Origin of the sequence: Azonexus sp. (assembly GCF_036170495.1) — a bacterium.
Lineage (GTDB): Bacteria > Pseudomonadota > Gammaproteobacteria > Burkholderiales > Rhodocyclaceae > Azonexus.
On record NZ_JAVHPH010000109.1, the window covers coordinates 1 to 1,113 of the forward strand.

The 1,113-nt window shown below is 56.2% G+C and carries 2 protein-coding genes; both read left to right on the forward strand.

Annotated features, from left to right (window positions below):
* Nucleotides 1-534: ABC transporter ATP-binding protein (locus tag ADADOO_RS03535; RefSeq protein WP_511275068.1), on the forward strand; the 534-nt coding region annotated here is incomplete at its 5' end.
* Nucleotides 470-1,113: DUF1302 family protein (locus ADADOO_RS03540; protein ID WP_511275069.1), on the forward strand; the 644-nt coding region annotated here is incomplete at its 3' end. The genes ADADOO_RS03535 and ADADOO_RS03540, both read left to right, overlap by 65 nt.

Sequence of the window (1,113 nt, forward strand, 5' to 3'; positions counted from 1 at the left end):
GAAAAATCAGCGAACGAGTTGGCCGACCTGCGCTCACGATCGATCGGCTTCATCTTTCAGACCTTCAATCTGCTTCCCGTTCTTTCCGCCGCTGAAAACGTCGAGTACCCGTTGCTGCGCCGCCCGGACGTGTCAGCCGAAGAACGCAAGATGCGGGTCGACTACTTCCTCGACATCGTCGGACTCAGCCAGTTTGCCAACCATCGCCCCAATCAGCTCAGCGGCGGACAACGCCAGCGTGTCGCCATCGCCCGCGCCCTGGCCATCAAGCCCAGCATTGTCCTGGCCGACGAACCGACAGCCAATCTCGACAAGGCAACCGGCCGAGAAATTCTCAGCCTGATGAAGAAAATCAATCGCCACCTGAAAACCACCTTCATCTTCTCCACGCACGATCAAAAAGTCATTGATCGCGCCGACCGCCTGGTTCAGATGGAAGACGGCTGCATAACCGCATTTGGCGTGCGTAATGAAGCAGACAAAACCTGGAACCTGGCACGCGTTCGCGCCACAACCGAATCCGACGACGAATAAACAGGAATGCCCCGTGACCGTTAAAAAAAACGCCCACCGTCTCACAATTCTGGCAGCCAGCTGCCTGGCTCTTGGCGCAAACGCCGCTGAAGATTTATTGAGCCGCGACGACCTGTTCGGCGACAACCAGCCCATTGCATCGCCAGCAACAAAAAACACATCGCCAAGCATCAAGGGTTTCGTCCAGTTTGAAGCAGCACGGACCACCGAAAACCCAGAACACTGGTCAAAACTTCGCACCCGCGCCGAACTTGGCAGCAACGGAAAACTCGGCGAAGGACTGAAATGGAAACTAGGCGCTCGCCTTGATTACGACGCCGCCTACAGCATCAACGACTACTACCCCGCTGACGTAGAAAAGAACCAACGCTATAACATCGAATTGCGCGAGAACTATCTCGACGTCAGCGCCGGCAACTGGGATTTCCGTTTCGGAAAACAGCACGTAGTCTGGGGAGAAATGGTCGGACTCTTCTTCGCCGACGTTGTCTCCGCCCGCGATCTTCGTGAATTTATCCTCCCTGAATTCGACCAGATGCGCACGCCGCAATGGGCCGCCCGCGCCGAATACTTCGCCGA